The organism is Shimazuella soli (assembly GCF_022511585.1).
GTDB lineage: Bacteria > Bacillota > Bacilli > Thermoactinomycetales > Thermoactinomycetaceae > Shimazuella > Shimazuella soli.
In genome coordinates this window covers 890176-909401 of the sequence record NZ_JAKWBN010000001.1, presented here as the reverse complement: position 1 = coordinate 909401, position 19226 = coordinate 890176, and the positions used below count along the sequence as shown (strand labels likewise).

The following is a 19226-nucleotide window of genomic DNA, read 5'->3' as shown; positions in this document are numbered from 1 at the left end:
GATATTGTATGTGTTAGGAGAATAATTTGTTCCTTCTCCAAGTCTCCATTTCTTTCTACTATTATGATACATGAACGTCCATAAAAATGCTATAAAAGGATAATTTACTTCTCTTTATTTAACTGCTCTTTCCGGAGTAAAAGTATGCCTCTATATTCACTCCATTCCCTCCATTGGTACATCACAAACAAAAAAAAGAAGATGGTCGTATGAGCAGGAAGAAACAGGAAGAGTATAGCCAAAATACATACATAAAATAAAAGAACAAAAGTTTTTTGCAGGGTGGAGTTCATCAGCATCATATCATTTATCAATTGGTATATATTTTGGGTGGAAAGGAACAGCGCTACAATCAATCCACATACAGATAAATAATATGGTACACTGATGTATGCCCAAAAATTATCTTGATTAGGGAAATAATATAATGCTGCACAAGTTGCAATACTCACTATCCAAATTGTTTTACTCATCACCATCCCTCCCTTTTCACTATATGATAGAAGTATGGGTTCAATGTTTGCCTTATTCTTACAATTACCTTTTCTTTCTTTACTGATTTACTCTCCGTGTGTACTTGCACATTCCTTGTTGCAATATACATTAAATCATTCTACAATGGTGTATGAAGTTCTTAGGCTACATACTTGGAAGGGGATCTCAATCATGCGTACTTGGGTAGATAAGGACACATGTATTGCATGTGGTGCTTGCGGAGCAACTGCACCAGATGTTTATGACTATGACGAAGATGGAATTGCATATGTAACATTAGATGATAATACAGGTACAGCCGATGTGCCAGAAGATCTTCATGACGATGTTCGTGATGCACAAGAAGGATGTCCTACTGATTCCATCAAAGTCGAAGAATAAAAAGAGGCGTACTCGCCTCTTTTTATTTTGTGGAAATTTCTCTCTGTAACGTTTAAAATGTTGCTTGTACATATTTAAGGAGGTTTCATAATGTCCCAAGAAATTATTGTAGATGCCTTTATTGAAATTCCAACTGGCAGTCAAAACAAATATGAATACGATAAAGAAAAAGGTGTTTTCCGTCTGGATCGCGTTCTTTTTTCGCCTATGCATTATCCAACCGAATATGGCTATCTAGAAGGAACATTGGCAGAAGATGGAGATCCATTAGACATTCTCGTTCTTACCAGTTTTCCTACTTTTCCTGGTTGTGTTATTTCCAGTCGTGTAATTGGTGTGTTGGTAATGTCTGATGACAAAGGTCAGGATGAAAAACTGCTAGCTGTTCCAACGGAAGATCCACGTTTTGCTAATGTAAAAAGCTTAGATGATGTCGCCCCACATATTTTGGATGAGATCTCACACTTTTTCCAAGTCTACAAGGATTTGGAGAAAAAAGAAACGCATATCGAAGGTTGGAAAGATGCAGCATTTGCCTCCAATCTTTACCAAGCTTGTCTCTCACGTTACGAAGAAACAAAGTAAAAACTCCCCGGTGGGGAGTTTTTTTACACTGTATGGACATTTTTCTTTTCAATAAATTTGAAAATAGATACAAAAAAAAGAAGCTACTACTTTTGATAGCTCCTTTCTTTTAGAGAACTATATTACGATCAAACGCCAATCATCGGGTTTACTTTTCCGTTTCTCTTGGGTCGCAATTACCATCTGCTCCAATACTGCAGGAGAAGATACCTCTGTTTTTTGTACCAATCGACTCGCAATCAGTACATTTTCCATTGCTAATGTAGTTGCTGATTCTGATTCATTTTTTTGTGAAAAGTAATGGGTCTGTTTGGTTAATTTTTCTCTTAAGCAAATCAAAAGCAATTCCAATACACTTTTTACTTGACCTTGAGCGCATACATCTGCAAGCCATCCTACTTGTACTTCTAATAGAGCAGAGTCGTTTCCAGTAACAAAATCATGACACCAGTTGTTCAACTTGCCCAACAAATCCCTGAATTCTAAGGACGAAAGTGCATTTAATTCCTCTTTGTATTTAAGAGAAGCGAGCAGTTGTGCATCTGCTGATGTAAATCCTGCCCCAACATATTGCTCCATTTGTTTATGCACAGAAGGAGGAGAAAATCGAACCCATTGACACCTTGACTGGATCGTAGGTAAAATTCGTTCTTTTTTATCTGTAATGAGAATCGCAACCATCGGCGAGATGGGTTCTTCTAGAAATTTGAGTAATGAATTTGCTGTTTCTAGTCGCATTTTCTCCGCAGATTCAATAATAAGAATTCGTGTAATATGGTTGGATGCTCGATATCGAAAAGATGCTTGTACTGCTCTAACTTGATCTATTTTAATATAAGCACCATCTGGTTGAATCTTAACTACATCTGGGTGATTTCCATGTTCAATTTGAATACAAGTTGAACAAGAATCACAAGCATCGATGTCTTTTTTCTCACAATTTAACGTTTTAGCAAGTTGAATTGCCATTCTTATAGGTTCATCCATATGTAAAGCTGTAAATAGATAGGCATGTGCTAACCGATTTTGCCTGACCGATGACTGAAGCCATCTGACGACGCGCTCCTGTCCTACCATATCTTTCATTGCCAAATCTACCGCCTCCATCACCACAGTACTTCTATCTTTATGCAAAATGATAAAACTTGCAAGTGCCGAATAGGCAATAATAACCTCAACTATAAAAGAGTTTTCGTCTTAATCAAGGAGACAAGACATTAAACTAGTTTACAAGTTTTACGATTTAAAACCCAGAAAAATCAACTGTAGCCATCTATAAACTTCTTACTAGCTTCAATATCATACAATGAAAATGAAAGATAATTTCTATGAGAAAAAGGTGAGCGAATTGAAACTGAATCATCTCAATCTGACAGTTACAGACGTTCTGGCTGCACGGAAGTTTTTAGAAACTTATTTTGGTCTAACATGCACAGCAGCTCGTGGAAATGGATTTGCCTTAATGTACGACGAAGATGAATTTGTACTAACATTGATGTATGGAAAAGAAGTGAATTATCCAAAAACCTTCCATATTGGATTTCCACAAAAGAGCAGAGAGCAAGTAGATGAGATAAATAAACGGTTAAAAGAAGATGGATTTGACGTACAGCCACCTGTCCAATCACATGGCTATACTTTTTATGTAAAGGCTCCTGGGGGATTTACGGTTGAAGTAGTCCATTAGTTGAAATTCCCTCAATTTTAGGAATAGTGGAGGTTTTAAGCAAGAAGAGTAAAAAAAGTAAAGCTCCAATCTTTGATTTGGAGCTTTACCCAATTCACAATCATGTTATTTTTTTACAACAAGTTCCAGTGGTACAGGGATATTTGCATCAACCTTTTCACCTGCTAAAACTTTTTTCACTGTTTCGATCGCAGTTTCACCCATTACATCTGGCTTTTGAGCAATCGTCGCGGATAACTCGCCTTTGTTCACTGCTGCTTTCGCTTCATCTGTACCATCAAAGCCGATAACTTTTACATTTGTGAGACCAGCAGATTTTAAAGCTTCTAGTGCTCCTAAAGCCATTTCATCATTTTGTGCAAATACACCTTGGATGTTCTTGTTTCCTTGAATGATATTTTCCATAACCGATAATCCTTTGGAACGATCAAAATCTGCGGACTGTTTAGAGACTACTTTTAACTTCCCATCAATCACTTTATGGAAACCTTGTCCACGTTCACGTGCAGCAGATGAACCAGGTACACCCTCTAGCTCTACAATGTTTGCTCCATTACCAACTAACTGAAGTAAATGTTTTCCTGCCATTTCTCCTCCAGATACATTGTCAGACGCGATATGAGAAACTACTTTTCCCCCGTTTGCGGAGCGATCCAATGTAATAACAGGAATATTTGCATTGTTAGCCGATTGTACTGCGGAAACTACAGCATCTGAATCAACTGGGTTAATTAATAAAAAGTCTACGTTTTTTTGAATCAAATCTTCTACATCACTTGCTTGTTTTGCTGAATTATTTTGCGCATCAACTGTAATTAATGTATATCCCAACTCTTTTGCTTTCTTTTCAGTAGCATTTTTTAAAGTAACAAAGAATGGATTGTTCATAGTAGAAATGGAAAGTCCAATTGTTTTTGCAGATTTCTTATCACTTGTCTTTTCTTGTCCTGCTGGTTGCATCGAACAACCAACTAAAAGCAACATTCCAACAAGTACTAGTGTAAATATTTTTTTCATTTTATATCTGATCTCCTTTATGATTTTTTTCGGTCAATGAGTACTGCTAACAAAATGACAAATCCTTTTACGACAAGCTGATAGAATGGAGAGACATTCAATAAATTTAATCCATTATTCAATACTCCAATAATCAATGCACCAATTAAAGTTCCCCAAATGGAGCCTTTTCCGCCAGAAAGACTGGTACCACCCAACACTACTGCTGCAATTGCATCTAATTCGTACGAAGTCCCAGCATTTGGATCAGCTGAATTCAAGCGAGAAATTAAGATGATCCCTGCTAATGCCGAAAGAGCTCCGGAAATGGAATAAATGATTACTTTGATACGATCGACCTTGATGCCAGCTAAAATGGAAGCTTCCTCATTGCCACCGATGGCATAGGTCTGTCGACCAAAAACTGTTTTCTTTAATACAAAAAGCAAAAACAGGAAAACCACTAACATTGTCACAACTGGGACCGGAATACCAAACATATAACCTTTCCCAAACAATTGAAAGGAAAAATCATTACTCATCCCTGTAATAGGACTGCCATCTGTATACACTAAGGTGAATCCACGGAAGATAGTTAACGTAGCGAGAGTTGCAATAAATGGAGCTACTTTTCCCTTGGTAATCATAATTCCGTTAAATGCACCCATTATCGCTCCAGCAACAATTCCTATTAATAATGCAGGATAGAAACTTACCCCTTTTGCCATCAACTGAGCTACCACAGCACTCGATAGCGCTAACATAGAGCCAACAGATAAATCGATCCCACCTGTCAAGATGACAAAAGTCATTCCAAAAGCTATCAATGCATTGATAGAAACTTGCCGTAAAACATTTAACAAATTATTGATCGTTAAAAAATCAGCATTTAAAGCGCTTACAATTAGGACGATAAGCACTAAACCAATCATCGAACCTAACTGTTTCCATCCATTTCCTAATCTTTCTCGTATTGCAGTCACGATTTATTTCCCTCCTGTTGCTAGATTCATGATCTTCTCCCCTGTAGCATCTTGTTTGTCCACAAATCCACCAACTTTTCCCTCAGATATGACCATGATTCGATCACTAATGCCTAATACCTCTGGCAGATCTGACGAAACAACAATGATCGCTACACCTTGATCAGCTAACTCTTGCATGAGAGAATAAATCTCTTTTTTTGCTCCTACATCCACTCCTCTTGTAGGTTCATCAAGTATGAGACAATCCGGCATGAGTCCAAGCCATTTAGCAAGAACTACTTTTTGTTGGTTCCCACCACTTAAAGATTTGACTTGTTGTGTTTCATTGGTGGTTTTAATGTTTAATTTTTTTATCATTTTATGAACAAAACTTTTTTCTCTTTGCTTGGATATTACAAATAATGATTGAAATTGTTTCAAAATTGGTAGAACCATATTCTCTTGAATCGAAAAATCTAATATTAAACCTTCTGATTTTCGATCCTCGGTTATAAAACCTAAACCATACCGTATGGCGTCTGATGGTTTTCGAATAGACACTCGATCCCCATTTATCCAAATCTCCCCAGAGTGGATTGATTCATAGCCAAAAATAGCTTTCATGATTTCGGTTCTACCTGCTCCCATTAAACCAGCTACACCTAGAATCTCTCCTTTCTTTACATGAAAAGAGATATTTTCAAATGCACCTCTTCTTGTCAGATCTTTGACTTCTAAAAACACGTCTGACTGCTTATGACCAGATCGCACAGGATATCGATCTCCGATACTCCGCCCCACCATCATATAAACTACTTCATCAAATGTTGTATCTTTCACTTGTTTGGTCGCAATATATTGTCCATCACGTAATATCGTTATTTTGTCACATACTTCGAATATCTCTTCCATCCGATGAGAGATATAAACAAAAGAAACGCCTTGTTTTTTGAGTTTTTCAATCAGCGAAAAGAGTATTTGGATTTCGCGATCCGTTAACGCAGCTGTAGGCTCATCCATGATAATTACCTGTGCTTGGAGTCTTAATGCTTTTGCAATTTCAATCATCTGCTGTTGTCCTACAGAAAGCGAGCCTGCAAGCTTTGAAGCTTTAACAGATAAACCAAGACCAGCTAAATACTCTTCTGTTTTCTGTTCCATTTGTTTGGTTTTTAAAATCCCAGTGTGACCTATCTTTTCTTCATGTCCTAGAAATAAGTTTTCTGCAACAGTTAAATTCGGGAAAATATTCAGCTCTTGGTGAATAAAAGCAATCCCTTTTTCTTCTACTTCCTTCACATTTTTAAATCTTGTTTCCTTACCGTCAATCAAAACATGTCCTTCGTCTTGGGTGTAAACACCAGTCAAGATTTTCATTAATGTTGATTTTCCGGCACCATTTTCTCCCATGAGAGCATGTACTTCTCCTGATTCCAAAGTGAAATCAACCCTATGAAGTACTTGATTCTTGGCAAAAGACTTAGAAATATTTTTTAGTTGAATCTGCATAAAACCTCCTCCCTTCTTAAAAGATCACCCCTGCATGTAAAATAACGTTTGCATATGGGGTGTTTTCACCTGTCCGAATGATAGCTTTCGCCTCATGACATGCTTTTTTAAACTGCTCATGCGAAACAAATGATTTGCCTTGATCAGAAAAAATAGACTCAACTTGTCGAAATAACTTCGGATTATATTGCTTTATTTCAGAAGCTAGCGTTACTTTTTCTACTTCTAACTCTCTTAAAACAACATGTAACACTTCAATAAATGCAGGTTTTCCTAGATCGACTGCCAAATCAATCCTTTTTACATGTCCGGGAATTGGTAAGCCGCTATCTGCTATTACAATGGTATCGGTATGCCCCATTCGTGCCAATACAGTAGATATCTCGCTATTGATGACGCCTATTTTTTTCATCCATCTCACCTTGAACTTGAATTAATTGCTCCAATGTAGGCATTCCTGCTTGTGCACCTAACCTGCCCACTGATAATCCTGCTGCTAAGTTGGCAAACTCAATCGCTTCTTTCAATTTGTATCCCTTTGTTAGACCAATAGCGAATGCGGCATTAAAGGTATCTCCAGCTCCAGTAGTATCAACTACCTCAACGTTTCTTGCTGGAACGTGTATTAACTGCTCTCCATCATAAAACCGAACACCTTTTTCACCTTCGGTAACGATTAATTTATTTGGATATTTTTTTAAGACTGCTTCTAATTCATCATCAGGAAAAAGTATCTTTGCTTCATGTTCATTAGGAGTAAGATAAGTTGCCTTATCTATCATATCCTTCGGCAAAGCTTGAGCTGGAGCTGGATTCAACAAAACAGGAGTTTGCAATTCATTACAAAGGTCGATTGCATAAGCTACTGTCGTAAGTGGAACTTCCAGTTGAAGAATTACGATAGAAGCATCTTCTATTAATTTTCGAATCGATTGTATGATATCCACAGATAGCCTTGCATTTGCTGCTGGGATAACAATAATCGTATTATCACCTTCTGCAACTGTGATGTGAGCGGTACCTGTACTCTCATCAGACAGAACTTGAATGTTCGTTGTGTTTATCCCTTCCTTTTTCAAATTCTGAAATATGGATGCTCCAAACGAATCATTTCCTACTGCACCAACCATGTGGACTTTTGCTCCTAATCGAGCAGCAGCAACTGCCTGATTGGCTCCCTTTCCTCCAGGAACAGTAAGAAATTCTTCTCCAAAAATAGTTTCTCCTGGATGAGCGCGTCGAGAAGTGATCACAACTAAATCCATATTCATACTACCGATTATTACTATGTTGCTCATCCAATAACTCCTTTCGAGTCGTATCACGTTCTATCCATTCAACTGGTAAACAACTAACCAACGGATCACAAGTTTTCGTTTCAATCCATTGCAATAATATTTTGGTTGCTTTTTCGCCAAGTTGATAGATGGGTTGTGCGATAGTGGAAATGGATGGATAGAATAACTGCCCAAACAAAATCCCATCATAACCCATGATTTGTAATTCTTCCGGTACAGCAATTCCCCGACGCAATGCCGTTTTTAAAGCAGATACTGCAATCACATCATTTGCTGCAAATATTCCATCTGTTTCTGGAAAACGATCAAACAGGTCATTAATTAACCGTTCATCATTGCTTGGTTGAAAGGAGCTCTCCAAGATGTGATAGGAGACGCTTTCTTTTTTTACGATATCCAAAAATCCCTGATACCTAGCTTCAGCAGAATCTAAATACTTTGGACCTCGTATATGAACCAAATGTTTAGATCCTTTTCGCAGCAATATCTGAGCTGCAAGTTGCCCCCCTTGGTAATGATCAGCATGAATAAAAGGAATCTCTGCATGAATGGGACGGTCTAAGGCGACAATAGGAAAATCTTGTTGCAGGTTAGAATGCGTTACTTTTTCATTAATAATCATAATGCACCCGTCTGCTTGCCGTTGCTGTAATACTTCAATATAATGCTTTTCCTTCTCTAAAATCTCATCTGTATTACAGAGGACAACAGTGTATCCATAATGATGAGCAGTGTCTTCTATCGCCCTTGCTAATTCTGTGAAAAAAGGGTTTGTAATATCTGGTATGATCAGTCCAATGAGTTTTGAATTCTTTTTATATAGTGTTCGTGCTATTTCATTTGGACGATAATTTAATTGGGATATTGCTGCTTCTACACTCTGTTTCGTAGTTTCATGGACATAACCATTTTTGTTTATCACTCGTGATACAGTGGCAACAGAAACTCCGGCTAACTTCGCCACATCACGAATAGTAGCCAAATTCTTTACACCTCCCTTTCCTTATGTAACCGGTTACATGAAACCGGTTACATATACTATATCTTCGTATATTTTTTTAGTCAAGTATATTTTTAAAATCAGATAAAAAATATTTCTGTATTATAATTACAAGAAAGGAAAATAGTAAATTTTTATTGATTTATTTTTGGTGTTTTTATATTTATATTTTATTTTCTTCATTTTTATAGCTTTTTGACGTGGCTGATCACAAACACACAGCATTTTCTGATTGATCAGAACGTTTCTCTATCATATAATAAATTTGGAATGTGTTACCCATACTTTCTGGTGACTTCTTGGAGTAAGCGTGATCTTTTTGGACGCGTTACACGGGAAGGAAACAAATGATGTTTTGAAAACAAATCGTTTCCCCGTTACGGTTACGGATACGTCCTTTTAGCTAACACAGTAGTGTTGGTTAAAAAAACGTATTCGCATCGGTAACAGGATGCGATTGAGCTTACCAGTAACTGCGACCAGTGATCGCTGAAACGCAGAATGACCATGTATGGATGCTTGACCATTCTATGTAATTTGCTTTGATTTGTTTTGCTTTTACCAGATGGTTCTGCTGTCTGGTTTTTTGTGTTTGCGCTAGTCAAAAAAAAGTTACTTTTATCCAGCAATACCAATTTAAAATATCTACAAACACTAAAAAAGCGAACATTATCACTATAATTCATGATAAATGTTCTTTATTATGGACCTATTTTTCTAAAAAGTGCATTGACATGCTTTTCTTATTCGTGTTAAAGTAAGCACAACTTCATACGAAAGCGATGAAAGAGCCAAATGAGGAAATAGGAATCAAAGAGAGCCGATGGTTGGTGTAAATCGGTATTCCTAACCTGATGGAGCACTCTGGAGTGATTTGCTGAAAGAATATAGTAGGCAAATACGGTAGATCCGTTACCTCTAAGTCAACTGACTTATCAAGGTTGTTTGCGTGAGCAAACAATGATTTGAGGGTGGCACCACGAGTCTCTCGTCCCTCACCTACCTACAGTAGGTGATTGGAACGAGTTTTTTTATTTTAAGGAGGAATTTTGTCTTATGTTTATAGCAAACAAAATCAATCTTCGCATTCCAGGTCCAACTCCGATACCACCAGCAGTTCAAGCTGCTATGAATAAGCCAATGATTGGTCATCGAAGCGGTGAAGCCAGTACACTTATTAATGAAGTAAGCGAACGCTTAAAACCTTTTTTTGGTACGAATGAACCCCCTCTCTTATTTACTGGCAGTGGTACTTCTGTACTTGAAGCAGCTGTTATCAATACAGTCCAACCTAAAGAAGAAGCGATCGTGGTGGTAACAGGTGTATTTGGGGATCGTTTTGCAAAAATATTGACAGAATATGGTGTTACTGTAAAAAGACTAGATGTAGAATGGGGAAAAACTCCTGAACCTGAAGCTGTAAAAAACATGTTGAAACAAAACCCAAACGCGAAAGCTGTCTTTTTTACTCAATGTGAAACATCTACAGGAGTTTTAAATCCAATTGATAAATTAGCCCCTATTGTCAAGGAACATTCGGATGCCCTTGTCATCGTAGATGCTGTTAGCTCCTTAGGTGCTGTACCATTTGAGATGGATCAATGGGGAGTCGATATCACAGTTGCTGGTTCACAAAAAGCGTTGATGATCCCTGCTGGATTGGCGTTTGCAGCAGTCAGCCAAAAAGCATGGAAAGTAATTGAAGAAAATAAAAATCCAAAGTTTTATCTCGATTTCAGACGTTACCGCGATAATCTAATAAAAGGTACGACTCCATTTACTCCTGCAGTATCTTTATTATTTGGACTTGATGCCTCACTTGAGCTACTGGAACAAGAAGGATTGCCTAAAATTTTCAAACGTCATGAAGTGATGAAAGAAATGACCCGTAGTGCTATTCGTGCTCTTTCCCTGCCATTAATGACAAGTGACCAAGATGCTTCTCCAACTGTTACATCTGTATATCAAGCGGATGGTTGGAATAGTGAAAGCCTTCGAAGTGATCTCAAAAATATGGGAATTGTCATCGCAGGAGGGCAGCAACATTTAAAAGGAAAGATCTTCCGCATAGGTCATATGGGCTACTGTGACCCCTTAGATGTATTACCTGTTCTATCTGCAATTGAGATTTCCTTAAAGAAACAAAATGTAGCCCTGTCTTTTGGTACTGCAATACAAGCTGCTGAGGAGGTTTTATCTACTTATGTTTAAAGTATTGGTAACAGATAATATAAGCGATTTAGGATTGGCTGCTCTTACAGAAGCAACAGATGTACAAGTGGTGAAAAAAACAGGATTGACCCCTGACGAACTTTTACTCGAAATCGAAGACGCAGATGCATTGCTCGTTCGTAGTCAAACACAAGTGACCGCAGAAGTACTAAAAAGAGCTCATAAATTGAAAGTAATTGGCAGAGCTGGAGTAGGTGTAGATAATATCGATGTTGACTCTGCTACAAAACGCGGCATTATCGTGATGAACGCTCCAGATGGAAATACGATTTCAACCGCTGAGCACACTTTTGCAATGCTCATCTCCCTGTCCCGAAATATTCCACAAGCTTATCGTTCCACCGTTAATGGAGAATGGAAACGAAAAGAGTACGTTGGAGTGGAGCTTAATGGAAAAACATTAAGCATCATCGGATTAGGACGTATTGGTGCAGAATTGGCCCGCAGAGCAAAAGCTTTTCGGATGAATGTCGTCGCGTTTGATCCCTATTTGACTGCTGCCCGTGCCGAAGAACTGGGTGTACAAAAAGCTTCGTTTGAAGATGCTATACGGGCAGGAGATTTTATTACTGTTCATACTCCTTTAACCAAACAAACCCGTCATCTCATCAATAGTGACGCTTTTCATCAGATGAAAGATGGAGTTCGTATTTTGAATTGTGCTCGTGGTGGTATTATTGATGAGCATGCACTTGTCGCCGCTATTCAATCTGGCAAAGTTGCGGGAGCTGCGTTGGATGTATTTGAACAAGAACCACCTGCTGCTGATCACCCACTCTTTGTCTTACCACAAGTTATTGTCACGCCTCACCTTGGAGCTTCTACCGTAGAGGCACAAGAAAATGTAGCTATTGACGTTGCAGAAGAAGTACTGCATATACTCCGAGACGAACCATTCAAAAATGCAGTAAATCTTCCTTCTCTATCAGCTGAATTACAAAGGAAAATAGGACCTTACCTGCCGTTAGTAGAAAAACTAGGAAAATTTGCTTCCCAATTGGCAGCTGGTGCCCTGCAAAGAATGATTATTTCCTATGGTGGAGAAGTAGCAGACCTTGAAGTTTCCGCATTAACACGAGCTTTACTGAGCAGCGTACTCTCAGAGCATCTTGATGGAATTAACCAAGTAAACGCCCCACATGTGGCAAAAAATCGTGGAATTGAAGTTCTTGAAAAAAAATCCACTGCTAGTCATGGATTTACACAATTGATAACAGTAGATATTACAACCAGCAGAGGGAAAACTACGGTTTCTGGTACATTACTAAATGGATTTGGAGCTAGAATCACCAAAGTAAATGGATATTCCGTTGATGTTGTCCCAGAAGGGCATATTCTACACATCACTCATCAAGACCAACCAGGGGTTGTTGGAAAAGTTGGGACAATCCTCGGAAACGACAATGTAAACATTGCTACGATGCAAGTTGGTCGAGAAACAATCGGTGGACAAGCCATTATGCTGCTAGGAATAGACAAAGGTATTGACGAAGATGCTCTTGAAAATCTACGTGGGTGCGGGGTAGTAAATGGAGTTCAAGTGATAGAGCTTTAGTGATTACGTTATAATAGCCCTATAAACGATTGTATTAGGAGGAACCATCGTGAGCAAAGTAGCTATTGTAACGGGAGCAAGTCGAGGAGTAGGCTATGAAATTGTAAAACAATTTGTTCAAATAGGATATCGTGTGGTTGCTACTGCTCGGGATAAAGAATCTTTAAACAAATTAACCGAAATAGCACCTGAGCAAATTCTCCCTATAGCTTGTGATATCACCAAACAAAACCAAGTAAAAGATGTCATCGAGCAGGCGATAGCAAAGTGGGGTAAACTCGATATTTTAGTAAACAATGCTGGAGTTGGACATTTTGCTCCAGTCGATGAATTAACAGAAGAACAGTGGGATGAGATGCTTGATGTAAATAGCAAAGGGCCTTTTCTTACTTGCAAATATGCTATCCCTCACTTGAAAGCGACAAAAGGCCATATTGTAAATATTTCAAGTGGTGCAGGTCTAGGAGCATTTGCCCGAGGGGGAGGATACTGTGCATCCAAATTTGCATTAATGGCTCTATCAGATGCACTTACCCAAGAGTTAAAACCTCATCATGTACGCGTATCCACCATCTGTCCTGGATCCATTAAAACGAGTTTTGGCACTCCCAAAGATTGGGCTCTGCCACCTGAAAAAGTCGCAGAAACGGTTCTAATAGTTGTATCTTCTCCTAAAGAAGTCATCTATGGCCAAATCGTGATGCGCCCACAAGTTCCTTAAAATGTTTTGAAACGAGTGACCGACTTGATCTATTGAAGAAATAGATACAAGCCGGTCTTTTCTCACTTAGCCGCGTTCCAAAGCTCCCATTCAGGAGGCGCTGCCTTTCGGATGGGCTCTTGATTCACCACCTGCACCGTCCACGGACCCATTTTGATCTCATTAAGTTTATCAGAGCAGATCACGATCTGAGGTGCTGTGGTAGATCCGTAGGTCACAACGTCCTTCCTGGACAACCAACTCTGAAGAAAGCGCAGAAATCGTCGCATTCGTCTTACCTTTTCCAACTAGTGAGCTTATCATTATAGTAACACAACAATAGAAAATAGTTTTTGTTCCCTTTGAGATATTTACAAAAAAAGATGTCGGTCACGGATAGACCAACATCTTTTTTCGTTATCCTATTAACTCCTCGTCGTTCTCCAGCTTTACCTCTACTGGCAACTGAACAGAGAACGTTGTCCCCACACCCAATTTACTTCGAACAGTAACATCGCCTTCATGCGCTTTGACTAAATGTTTTACGATCGACAATCCGAGTCCAGTTCCAGAAGCATTATCCCGTTTCCGAGATTTATCCGCTTTGTAGAACCTCTCAAATAAAAATGGCAAGTCTTCTTCTGGTATTCCTTCTCCTGTATCGACAACATCAAGATGAACGTAGTCATTCTCCCAATAAACTTTTACCGTAACGGTACCATCTTCTGGTGTATGTCGTATTGCATTTCCAACTAAGTTAGTCAAAATTTGTTCCACTTTGTCCGTATCCCAAAAAACTTCAGGCAATGGATTGTGGAAATCACTTGTTAACTCAACTTTTTGCTCTTCTGCCAAGTTTGCAAATTTTCGGCATACCCGGGTGATAAATGGATGTAGAGAGATAAATGTTGGTTCTAAGTCAATATATCCAGCTTCCATCCTCGCCAAATCAAGCAGCTGACTGACTAATCTACCCATGCGTTGTGACTCATCATTAATCACTTGAGCAATCTCGTGTCGGACTTCTGGTGTTTCTGCAATATCGTCTAACAATGCTTCACTATATCCTTGTAACATAGCGAGCGGTGTCCGGAGTTCATGGGAAACATTGGCCACAAAATCTTTGCGGAACTTTTCTAGTAACCGTTCGTCTGTAACATCTCGAAGAACTGCTACTGCTCCCCTCACTTGATTCCTCGCATATAATGGGGTCATGACAACAGACCAAGTTCTTCCTTGTTCCGTAATGTCTCCCTGATACTCTTTCTCCTCCTCCAATACTTGGCGAAATGCGGTTTCCAGTGGAGGCGGAAGTAAACGGGAATGCGGAAAATCATATAGAGTTAACAATCTTTCAGCAGGTGGATTGGTAACAATGACTTTACCTGAAGCACTGATGGTCAATACTCCATCAACCATACTTCTTAAAATACTAGTCAACTGTTCCTTCTCATGAGATAAAAGATTAATGGATTCTTCCAACTGTCGAGCCATACGATTAAACGTGATCGCAAGATCAGCTATTTCATCGCGTTCATGCGGCCTGACTCGAACACGAGTGGAGAATTGACCAAGAGCCATTTTCTCAGCTGCTTTTTGCATTTGAATCAGTGGTTGGGTAATACGTGTTGACAAGAAGAAAGCAAAAACAGTAGTTAAAGCAATACCAATGAGAGCAGAGTAAAAGATCCAGTGTTTGATATCCGAAACACTCAACTGATCTTTTGTTTGATACAGTAATATCGCACCAATCGTCTTATTATCTTTCTTATATGGAACTCCAACTAAAAACACATCATTTTTTTGAAAGGCACTTGTTAAAATGGATTCCGTTGATGGAATACGCCCAACGGCTACGCTTTTATTTCCAGCTAATATGTATGGTAAATTGGCTTTTTGAATTAGTGTTTTTGGAATAGAGTCTTCAAAAGAAGATAGAGTAGGTAAAACATTCCCATTCCGATCTACAACAACTACGTGTGTATTAAATTGTTTGGCAATGGCAATCGTATTAGCAACATAGTTAGGCATATCAATCATCGTACTGTTTAATTTGCGTTGTACGACATCTGCTAGCTTACTTAGACTAATTTGTTGGTCTTGCACATATGTCTTTTCCACTTGTTGATTTAAAAACAAACTCAGAAGAATCAGCACGAGTGAAACCAAAATAATTATCGTAAGCCACAGTTTCCCGACAACACTTCTTAAAATCACTCTTTGGGCACCTCTAGTTTATAACCTACACCCCAAACTGTAGTTATCATCGATGCTGCACGATTGGATGCACGATTTAATTTTTCTCGAAGCCGTTTCACGTGAGTATCAACGGTTCGCAAATCACCGAAAAACTCATAATTCCATACATCACGCAGCAGAGTTTCACGGGTAAATACTTTATCGGGTGACTGTGCTAGGTAATACAGTAACTCATATTCTTTAGGTGTAAGAGAGATTGATTTGCCGCCTGCTTTTACTTCATGAGCATCGTTATCAATTGTAAGTTCTGGAAAAACAATAACATTATGTGTTTCCGTATTCGTAGATAAGTATGCGGTTGCAGATGCACGTCGAAGTACAGCTTTCACGCGATGCACCAATTCTCTGGGACTAAAGGGTTTGACTACATAATCATCCGTACCAGCTTCGAATCCTTCTACTCGATTTGTTTCTTCTCCACGAGCTGTTAACATAATGATGGGAGTAGCTTTATGTTTTCTAATCTCTGCACAAACTTCCAAACCATCCATACCTGGTAACATCAGATCTAATAAGATGAGATCGTAATTTTGTGAAGATGCTTTTTGGACTGCTATTTCCCCATCTTCTGCTTCTTCAATAACATAACCTTCTCGTTCCAAATACATCCTAAGCAAACGCCGGATGCGATCTTCGTCATCTACGACTAAGATAGAATAAGTTTTGCCTTCATTAGATGCCAATACATTCACCTCTTACGAACTCTTCCATCTCCATTCTCAAGCATAGGAATGGAGGCCAGAAATAACAAGATTTATAACTATCAGATTCAACATAATGATAACAAACCCACCTACTGCTAGCCAAGCAGATTTCATACCAACCCAGCCTCGAGATAACCGCAAGTGCAGATACGCACTATAGAACATCCAAGTAATAAATGCCCAAGTCTCTTTTGGGTCCCATCCCCATGGTCTTCCCCATGCTTCATTTGCCCAAATCATTGCAAATATAAGAGCCCCCAATGTAAAGAGAGGATACCCGATGGCTACACCACGATAGCTGATCTCATCTAATAACTCTGGATCTAATTTTCGCACCAGAGGATAGAGCAATTGATAGAGATTTTTTCTGGCGATAGCTCGGTAGATAGCGTATAAAACTAATCCTACCACAATTCCCCAAATTACAGAATTAAATTTACTTGCTGCTTTTTCTCCTTTCATCCAAGAAGGTGCTTCAAATAGAGGACCTTGATAACTTAGAAATTGATCTACTTTTACTGCTTTACTTTCATTTGGGGCAACAATTGGCGGTAAATTATACTCTTCTATCACTTGATTTTCATTCACTTGATGGATAAAGCTTGCTTGGTATCCAAATGTTTGGAAGAGCAAGGAAGCAATTGAAAATCCGACTAGCATAACAAGAATAATCAAAGTCATCTCCAAATACTTTGCATGTTTGGGCTTTTCGCCCTTCCCAACTTGATAAATGAGATAAATTAATCCTGCTACACAGGATACAGCAAAAGCACCTTGTCCCAGAGCAGCAGTAGTCACATGAATATATAACCAGTGGCTTTGAAGTGCGGGAATCAAGGGTTGAATATTTCGTGGAAAAACAGCAGCATAAGCCAGTAACACCACTGCCAATGGCATTACAAATGCACCTAATACATAGGTTCTGTATATTGCAAAAATAACAATAAACGCCAGCACCAAAGCAAAACACAAAAAAGCAATAAACTCAAACATATTACTAGTTGGAAAATGACCGCCGATCACAATTCTTGTAATCATAAATGCTACATGGATCACTACCCCTGCAATGCTGAGAATGATGGCGAGTCTTCTCCACACTTTGGAACGATTTTTTGACTCTGTTGCTACAACTACAAAAACGATTGCAGAAACCAGATATAAGATAAATGTCCCATATAAGAGATTATTCATTACGGTAGTCATTTTTCTATCTCCTTCACTAGATGGCTAAAGCCGATCTGTGATAACTCCCTACGAAGCGCAAACCAATTTTTATTTGTATGTGCTCCTAAATACAATATTCTGTCTTGAACTCTGATCCATACTCTTCGATGTTGCCAATAAAAGCCCATGACTAAACCTATCATGGAAATAATTCCACCAATTAAATAAATAGGCAGGCTTTTTTCAACTCGAACCATAAGCCCTGCTGTATTAACCATGTCAAATCCAGCAAGCCCAATATCGTATTTATTACTTTTGGGATTTGGAAAATTCATCCCAGAAATAACTAAGGAATTTTCCCCTTTTGTTTTGCCTTTTTCTATCGTTTCAAACAAAAAAGCTGGTTGATTTGGATCTTGGGATTTGGTAACAGGAACATTATTTTCAATCGCAAAATCAGGGTAATAGTCTTTGATTTTTACTCGCAAGTCTCCCACTTTATATATCTGTGACTCCGAAATCTGGGAAAGATTTACGGAAAACACCCCAAGATTCTTCTTCGTTTTTCGATCAATGAGCGAAAACTTAATCCCTGTCAAGTCTCCAGAACGGAAATCCGATTGATATAATTTTAAACCTTGGTAGTTCAATGGATCATTGACTAAAATTGTTTTTTTCGTCAGAGGGATCAGTTTTCCAGCACTATCTTTTTGGTATAATACAGCTTTTGTTCTATATTTACTAACAATCGGACCCTTGTTCGATTTCTCTGTACTTTTGTAGTACTCTATCGACGATCCTTCATTTTTCACATAATAATGAGTCTGGGGAACACGAACAGTCTGTCCCTCTTGCACCCAGACATAATCATCTAGATTCCATCCAGGTAAATAGCGCAATAAAATCCCAACTAAGAAAATAATAAGCCCAATATGATTAATATAAGGGCCCCATCTACTAAAACGACCTTTCTCAGCAAGCAGTGTATTGCCTTCTCTTCGTACATGGTATCTTTTTGCAGCTAATTTATCTGCTAAATCATCTATTTTTGCAGGAACGTCCTCAAGCATATTCTCTTTTAATGAAATACGTTGCCGTTCAATAAAAACGGTACTTTTTGCTACTTTTTGATTTTTAAGTGCCCGATACAAAGGAATAACACGATCCAAACTACAGATCACTAAGGAAATTCCAATCATCGACATTAATGTAGCAAACCACCAAGAAGAATACATATCAGAAAATCCTAATTGATAAAACCACTTTCCAAGCGTTCCATACGTTTGTTCATAGTATGTATCTGGTGACGAAGAAGGAATAAACTGCTCTTGTGGAAAAATCGTACCAATACCAGACATGATCAATGTGATAATAATGAGGACGATTGCAATTTTCACCGAAGAAAAAAAGTTCCATACTTGATCCATAATGGACGTTTGATAAGTAAGAGAACGACGTGCTTTCCCTTCGTATCTCATTTCTTTATCGATCTTTTCCTTGCTATCGCTAATCTCGTCTAATGGCCTTCCACAATGTTCGCAAAGAACTGTTCCAAGAGGATTATTGTGACCACATTCACATTTTGTATTTTCAATCATTCTCTGCACCTAGTTTCTACCTTATTACACAAAACTCTCTTTGATCATGTTATACGGATCCCCATAAAGAAGATAACATCAGTGTCCATAAATCAAAT

At 38.5% G+C, this 19226-nt stretch carries 19 protein-coding genes and 1 other annotated feature; of the genes, 6 read left to right on the top strand and 13 right to left on the bottom strand.

Annotation, left to right across the window (positions count from 1 at the left end; translation table 11 throughout):
* Window positions 1-104 precede the first annotated feature (104 nt).
* Entirely contained in the window at window positions 105-473 is a 369-nt protein-coding gene (locus MK805_RS04915; protein ID WP_240874190.1) for a hypothetical protein, read from the bottom strand.
* Window positions 474-666: 193 nt separating this feature from the next.
* On the opposite strand from MK805_RS04915, the gene MK805_RS04910 reads away from it, so the two are divergent.
* Both MK805_RS04910 and MK805_RS04905 read left to right on the top strand, forming a co-directional pair.
* Entirely contained in the window at window positions 667-876 is a 210-nt protein-coding gene (locus tag MK805_RS04910) for a ferredoxin (protein WP_240874188.1), read from the top strand.
* Between the two features lie 87 nt (window positions 877-963).
* Window positions 964-1461, top strand: a complete 498-nt coding sequence (locus MK805_RS04905; RefSeq protein WP_420833052.1) for an inorganic diphosphatase — start codon at window positions 964-966, stop codon at window positions 1459-1461.
* A gap of 117 nt (window positions 1462-1578) precedes the next feature.
* Here the strand turns inward: MK805_RS04905 and MK805_RS04900 are convergent, their stop codons facing one another.
* The gene (locus tag MK805_RS04900; RefSeq protein WP_240874309.1) at window positions 1579-2547 is read right to left on the bottom strand and encodes a DNA polymerase III subunit delta'; all 969 of its coding nucleotides are present in this window, start codon (window positions 2545-2547) and stop codon (window positions 1579-1581) included.
* Window positions 2548-2809: 262 nt separating this feature from the next.
* Here MK805_RS04900 and MK805_RS04895 point away from each other — a divergent pair, with 262 nt between their 5' ends.
* Complete coding sequence (locus MK805_RS04895) at window positions 2810-3148, top strand: VOC family protein (RefSeq protein ID WP_240874304.1); 339 nt, start codon at window positions 2810-2812, stop codon at window positions 3146-3148.
* 105 nt (window positions 3149-3253) lie between these two features.
* On the opposite strand, the gene rbsB is transcribed toward MK805_RS04895, so the two are convergent.
* Genes rbsB through MK805_RS04865 form a run of 6 tightly spaced genes read right to left on the bottom strand, consistent with a single transcriptional unit; the run spans window position 3254 to window position 8898 of the window.
* A complete protein-coding gene (gene rbsB / locus MK805_RS04890) occupies window positions 3254-4165 on the bottom strand; it encodes a ribose ABC transporter substrate-binding protein RbsB (RefSeq protein ID WP_240874184.1) in 912 nt (303 codons plus the stop codon).
* A gap of 17 nt (window positions 4166-4182) precedes the next feature.
* Window positions 4183-5076, bottom strand: coding sequence for an ABC transporter permease subunit (locus tag MK805_RS04885; protein ID WP_240874303.1), 894 nt, complete (start codon window positions 5074-5076; stop codon window positions 4183-4185).
* A gap of 54 nt (window positions 5077-5130) precedes the next feature.
* The gene (locus MK805_RS04880) at window positions 5131-6618 is read right to left on the bottom strand and encodes a sugar ABC transporter ATP-binding protein (protein WP_240874183.1); all 1488 of its coding nucleotides are present in this window, start codon (window positions 6616-6618) and stop codon (window positions 5131-5133) included.
* A 16-nt stretch (window positions 6619-6634) separates the two neighbouring features.
* Entirely contained in the window at window positions 6635-7030 is a 396-nt protein-coding gene (gene rbsD, locus MK805_RS04875) for a D-ribose pyranase (protein WP_240874181.1), read from the bottom strand.
* Window positions 7005-7916 (bottom strand): ribokinase, encoded by a 912-nt coding sequence (gene rbsK / locus MK805_RS04870; RefSeq protein ID WP_240874180.1) that lies wholly within the window; start codon window positions 7914-7916, stop codon window positions 7005-7007. Before rbsK ends, rbsD begins: the two co-directional genes overlap by 26 nt.
* Window positions 7891-8898: a LacI family DNA-binding transcriptional regulator gene (locus tag MK805_RS04865; RefSeq protein ID WP_240874178.1), complete on the bottom strand. Its 1008-nt coding sequence runs from the start codon at window positions 8896-8898 to the stop codon at window positions 7891-7893. Before MK805_RS04865 ends, rbsK begins: the two co-directional genes overlap by 26 nt.
* A gap of 791 nt (window positions 8899-9689) precedes the next feature.
* Window positions 9690-9915 (top strand) — a binding site (T-box leader).
* 57 nt (window positions 9916-9972) lie between these two features.
* On the opposite strand from MK805_RS04865, the gene MK805_RS04860 reads away from it, so the two are divergent.
* Genes MK805_RS04860 through MK805_RS04850 form a run of 3 tightly spaced genes read left to right on the top strand, consistent with a single transcriptional unit; the run spans window position 9973 to window position 13424 of the window.
* On the top strand, window positions 9973-11127 hold the full coding sequence (locus tag MK805_RS04860) for a pyridoxal-phosphate-dependent aminotransferase family protein (protein ID WP_240874169.1): 1155 nt from the start codon (window positions 9973-9975) through the stop codon (window positions 11125-11127).
* Window positions 11120-12703 carry a phosphoglycerate dehydrogenase gene (serA, locus tag MK805_RS04855; protein WP_240874163.1) on the top strand — a complete coding sequence of 528 codons (1584 nt, stop codon included), beginning with the start codon at window positions 11120-11122 and terminating at the stop codon, window positions 12701-12703. Before MK805_RS04860 ends, serA begins: the two co-directional genes overlap by 8 nt.
* Window positions 12704-12752: 49 nt before the next feature.
* Window positions 12753-13424, top strand: coding sequence for an SDR family oxidoreductase (locus tag MK805_RS04850; RefSeq protein ID WP_240874161.1), 672 nt, complete (start codon window positions 12753-12755; stop codon window positions 13422-13424).
* A 171-nt stretch (window positions 13425-13595) separates the two neighbouring features.
* Here MK805_RS04850 and MK805_RS17790 read toward each other — a convergent pair whose 3' ends face one another.
* The 5 genes from MK805_RS17790 to resB form a co-directional block, all read right to left on the bottom strand.
* The gene (locus MK805_RS17790; RefSeq protein ID WP_255724471.1) at window positions 13596-13727 is read right to left on the bottom strand and encodes a hypothetical protein; all 132 of its coding nucleotides are present in this window, start codon (window positions 13725-13727) and stop codon (window positions 13596-13598) included.
* Window positions 13728-13820: 93 nt separating this feature from the next.
* Window positions 13821-15620, bottom strand: a complete 1800-nt coding sequence (locus MK805_RS04845; protein ID WP_240874159.1) for a sensor histidine kinase — start codon at window positions 15618-15620, stop codon at window positions 13821-13823.
* A complete protein-coding gene (locus tag MK805_RS04840) occupies window positions 15617-16345 on the bottom strand; it encodes a response regulator transcription factor (protein WP_255724470.1) in 729 nt (242 codons plus the stop codon). Before MK805_RS04840 ends, MK805_RS04845 begins: the two co-directional genes overlap by 4 nt.
* Window positions 16346-16381: 36 nt before the next feature.
* Window positions 16382-17569 (bottom strand): c-type cytochrome biogenesis protein CcsB, encoded by a 1188-nt coding sequence (gene ccsB, locus MK805_RS04835; protein WP_240874157.1) that lies wholly within the window; start codon window positions 17567-17569, stop codon window positions 16382-16384.
* On the bottom strand, window positions 17566-19128 hold the full coding sequence (resB, locus tag MK805_RS04830; RefSeq protein WP_240874155.1) for a cytochrome c biogenesis protein ResB: 1563 nt from the start codon (window positions 19126-19128) through the stop codon (window positions 17566-17568). Before resB ends, ccsB begins: the two co-directional genes overlap by 4 nt.
* Window positions 19129-19226: the final 98 nt, after the last annotated feature.